5 protein-coding genes are annotated in these 4581 nt (G+C 47.1%); 4 read left to right on the top strand and 1 reads right to left on the bottom strand.

Annotated features, from left to right (window positions below; all coding sequences use genetic code 11):
• Window positions 1-432 (bottom strand): DUF5715 family protein (locus BN93_RS11840; protein WP_044260601.1); only part of this gene is annotated, 432 nt, incomplete at its 3' end.
• Between the two features lie 99 nt (window positions 433-531).
• Here BN93_RS11840 and BN93_RS11835 point away from each other — a divergent pair.
• The 4 genes from BN93_RS11835 to BN93_RS11820 form a co-directional block, all read left to right on the top strand.
• On the top strand, window positions 532-1491 hold the full coding sequence (locus tag BN93_RS11835) for a PhoH family protein (protein WP_019188535.1): 960 nt from the start codon (window positions 532-534) through the stop codon (window positions 1489-1491).
• Window positions 1492-1517: 26 nt separating this feature from the next.
• On the top strand, window positions 1518-2468 hold the full coding sequence (locus tag BN93_RS11830) for a phosphoribosylaminoimidazolesuccinocarboxamide synthase (protein ID WP_019188534.1): 951 nt from the start codon (window positions 1518-1520) through the stop codon (window positions 2466-2468).
• Window positions 2469-2685: 217 nt separating this feature from the next.
• Window positions 2686-3420, top strand: a complete 735-nt coding sequence (ubiE, locus tag BN93_RS11825; RefSeq protein ID WP_019188533.1) for a bifunctional demethylmenaquinone methyltransferase/2-methoxy-6-polyprenyl-1,4-benzoquinol methylase UbiE — start codon at window positions 2686-2688, stop codon at window positions 3418-3420.
• Between the two features lie 503 nt (window positions 3421-3923).
• A partial coding sequence (locus BN93_RS11820) for a shikimate dehydrogenase family protein (protein WP_019188532.1) occupies window positions 3924-4581 on the top strand: 658 nt, incomplete at its 3' end.

Below are 4581 nucleotides of genomic sequence, written 5' to 3'. Positions count from 1 at the left end.
GTAAGGCACGCTATTGTTCAGCTTGTCTACATGGTAATAAGGACTGCTAGCCATATACACCAACTCAGCCTTTCGGTTTTCCGCCTCCTTTCGGTCGGCCACGGGCTTAACGCCATACTTCTGTGCCATCTCCAACTGCACGTCGTTAAGGTCGGGGAAGGCTTTGGAAAAGTTGGGAACACTCATAATGCGGTTCTTCACGGGTGTGCCGTCGGCCTTGAAAAATTTCAGTTTGGTTAGCTTTCCATCCACGGGTTGTGCTGCGGCATGCGCGTTTCTTTCGGCATCTTCGCTGATGTCTTCCCCCTTGGTTTCTGTCTTCTTCTTTGCATCGGCAGGTTTGGCGATGGAAGGGAAAACCACCCGCACCACGGCCAACAAAACAACCACCGCGGCGAAAGCCTTTAAAAACTGGTTCTTTGTCAATCTCATTGAAAAACGTTTAATTGCGCCACAAAGATAGAAAAAAGTGTTGGGTTATGGAAAGCTTTTTGTAATTTTGCACTAATATTATATTTAGGAATTACGACATTGGTAGAGAAGCATATTGTACTTGAAGATATTGACCCCGTAATGTTTTATGGGGTGAACAACGGGTATCTGCAAATGATAAAGTCGCTGTTCCCCAAATTGCGCATCGTTGCTCGCGACAATGTCATCCGCGTGCTGGGTGATGAGGAAGAGATGGCAATCTTCGAAGAGAAGACCGAAGGCATAAGGAAACATATCCTTAAATACAATGCCATCAACGAAGAAGACATTCTCGACATTATTAAGGGTAAACGCACCAAGGCCGATGCCATTAAAGATGTTATTGTGTACAACATCACGGGCAAGCCCATAAAGAGCAGGAGCGAAAACCAACAGCGATTGGTAGACGCATACGAACGTCACGACTTGGTATTTGCCGTTGGACCAGCAGGAACGGGTAAGACCTACCTGAGCATCGCCTTGGCAGTGAAAGCCTTGAAGGAGAAAACAGCCAAGAAAATAATCCTTAGTAGACCAGCAGTGGAGGCTGGCGAGAAACTGGGATTTCTACCTGGTGATATGAAAGAGAAGATAGACCCCTATCTGCAACCGCTGTACGATGCGTTGGAAGACATGATTCCTGCCGTAAAGCTGCAAGACATGATGGAGAAACATGTGATACAGATAGCTCCGTTGGCCTTCATGCGCGGTAGAACACTTACAGATGCCATCGTTATTTTAGACGAGGCACAGAACACCACTATGGCTCAAATAAAGATGTTTCTGACGCGTATGGGTACAAACACCAAGATGATTGTGACAGGCGACTTAACCCAAATAGACCTACCAAGGGAACAAAAGAGCGGTTTGCGGGTGGCATTAGACATCTTGCGCAATGTAAAGGGCATTGCAACTGTGCAGTTCGACCAAAAGGATATTGTGCGACACAAGCTCGTTACACGTATCGTAAATGCTTATGAGGCATATTACGAAACAGAAAGAAATAAAGAGAAAGAATAGGATACATCATAAAAACAAGGATAGAGATGAAAGCATTGACACAAACCGATTTCCACTTCGCTGGACAAAAGAGTGTGTATCACGGTAAAGTTAGAGATGTGTACGACATCGACGGCGATAAAATCGTGATGGTTGCAACCGACAGAATATCGGCTTTCGACGTGATCTTGCCCAAAGGCATTCCCTTTAAAGGGCAGGTTCTGAACCAAATAGCGGCCAAGTTTCTTGACCTTACGGCCGACATCTGCCCCAATTGGAAGTTGGCCACGCCCGACCCGATGGTGACCGTCGGCCTTAAATGCGAGGGTTTCCGTGTGGAGATGATCATTCGTTCGATACTTACAGGCTCCGCTTGGCGTGAATATAAGAAAGGATGTAGGGAGCTGTGCGGTGTGAAATTGCCCGACGGCATGAAAGAAAACGAGCGTTTCCCCGAACCCATCGTAACGCCAACAACGAAGGCCGACGAAGGTCACGACCTCAATATCTCGAAAGAAGAAATCATCGCACAGGGTCTTGTTAGTGCCGAAGACTATGCCGTGATGGAAGACTACACTAAAAAACTCTTCCGTCGTGGTCAGGAAATCGCTGCCAAACACGGCCTTATTCTCGTTGATACGAAGTACGAATTTGGCAAGCGCGACGGTAAAGTATATCTCATCGACGAAATACATACGCCCGATTCGAGCCGCTATTTCTACGCCGAAGGCTACGAAGAGAAATTGGCTAAGGGCGAACCGCAACGCCAATTGTCGAAAGAATTTTTGCGCCAATGGCTCATCGAACACAATTTCATGAACGAGCCTGGCCAAACCATGCCCGAAATAACCGACGAATACGCAGAAGAGGTGAGCAATCGCTATATCGAACTATACGAGCATATCACCGGCGAGACGTTCAATAAGGCCGCAGATGAGGCTAATTTGGCTGCTCGTATCGAGAAGAACGTAACGGAATATTTGGCGCAAGGCAAATAGAACGGCAAACGTTAACTGGTTTTCATGTCAGCCCCAGTTGTCTTTATGGCGAGGAAAAGGGTGGCATGAAAGCGCAGTTTCGCTTTTCTCGTTCATGCCTTTGGCCTGAATATACGTTAAAAAACAGGATGACTGCAAGGTCGACAGTGTGGGCGAAGGCCCAACAAAGTTGCCTTTCGCGTTATCTATAACCCCTATTTAATGGCACATATCCTCCATGTATAAGCAAGAAGAGATAAAACCCTACGGCGAACAAGGCGATAAGGGCGAGTTGGTTGAAAAGATGTTCGACAACATTGCCCCAACATACGATGTGTTGAACCACCGCCTTTCGTGGGACATAGATAAGCGTTGGCGACGTAAGGCCATCGGGCAACTAGTGCCGTTCAAGCCAAAACAGATGCTCGACATAGCCACAGGCACGGGCGATTTCGCTATTTTGGCCGCAAAGATGCTCAAGCCTAGCAGTCTTATTGGGGCCGACATCTCGGAAGGAATGATGGAGATTGGGCGCAAGAAGGTGGAGAAGGCACAGCTGGGAGGCGTGGTGTCGTTTATGAAAGAAGACTGCATGAACCTCTCGTTCCCTGCGGAACGGTTTGATGCAGTGACCGCCGCGTTCGGCATCCGCAACTTTAAAGACCTTGACAAGTGCCTGGGCGAACTGCATCGCGTGTTGCGTAAGGGCGGACATTTAAGCATCGTGGAGCTTTCGGCTCCCAAACGTTTCCCCATGTCGTGGCTCTTTAAGATATATTCGCACACCGTACTACCACTTTATGCGCGCCTCGTATCCAAGGATAAGGGTGCCTATCGCTATCTCATCAGCACCGTCGAGGCCTTTCCGCAAGGCGAAACGATGGTCGGAATTCTCAAGAAAGCAGGTTTCGAAGAAGTTAAGTTTAAGCGGCTAACGTTCGGAATCTGCACCATGTACCTGGCAACCAAGTAACGAAGAGAGCTTTTTAGAAAAGGCCTAATAGTTACAAACAAAATGGTTTTTGGAATGGTAGTAAAATAGATCGTTCTGTAAAAAACAGTTTAAGAGCAAAGAATTGCACCACTACAAGATGCTTGTACTAACGCTACAAAGGTGCTTGTACTGACGCTACAAGATGCTTGTACTGACGCTACAAGATGCTTGTACTGACGCTACAAGATGCTTGTACTGACGCTACAAGATGCTTGTACTGGCGCTACAAGGTGCTTGTACTGATGCTACAAGGTGCTTGTACTGGCACTACAAGGTGCTTGTACTGACACTACAAGGTGCTTGTACTGACACTACAAAGGTGCTTGTAGGCATACAACATGCTGCATTGGGCTGATACGTTGTAAGCAAACTGCCGTTAAATGCGTTTATAGAACCATATCTTTTCCACTATACTTTCCTGTTTCTCAGGTATAAGGTAATAATTAGTAAAGGCAAGTTGAATACGAATATTCAGGAACATTATGGACAAATACGGACTGATAGGGTTTCCACTTGGGCATAGCTTCTCGATAAGCTACTTCAATGAGAAATTCCACAACGAGGGTATTGACGCCGAATACGAGAATTATGAAATTGCAAGCATAGACAGCTTGGCCGAAATACTCGACACAACGCCCAACTTGCGTGGGCTGAATGTCACCATACCCTATAAGGAAGAGGTGATAAAATACCTTGACGACTTATCGCCAGAGGCACGTTCCATCGGTGCGGTAAATGTTATTAGGGTGAGTCATAAGGGCTCTAAACCTTACCTAAAAGGCTTTAACAGCGACGTTATCGGCTTTACGCGCAGCATAGAGTCGATGCTCGAACCTGGCCATCAAAAGGCACTCATCCTCGGAACAGGCGGTGCGGCCAAGGCCATCGACTACGGATTGAAAAGCCTTGGCTTGGAAACGCGTTTCGTTAGCCGCACGGCACGCAAGGGCAACACCATCACTTATGACGATGTAACGCCCCAAGTGATTGCCGAGTACAATGTTATCGTTAACTGTACGCCGCTGGGCATGTATCCGCGAACAGACGAATGCCCCAAACTGCCATACGAAGCGATGGACCAACACACGCTGCTATACGACTTAATATATAATCCCGACGAAACCCTGTTTATGAAAAAGG

The organism is Prevotella conceptionensis 9403948 (genome assembly GCF_000312305.1).
GTDB classification, from domain to species: domain Bacteria; phylum Bacteroidota; class Bacteroidia; order Bacteroidales; family Bacteroidaceae; genus Prevotella; species Prevotella conceptionensis.
The sequence above is the reverse complement of the archived record's forward strand: the minus strand, read 5'-3'. Positions and strand labels throughout refer to the sequence as shown.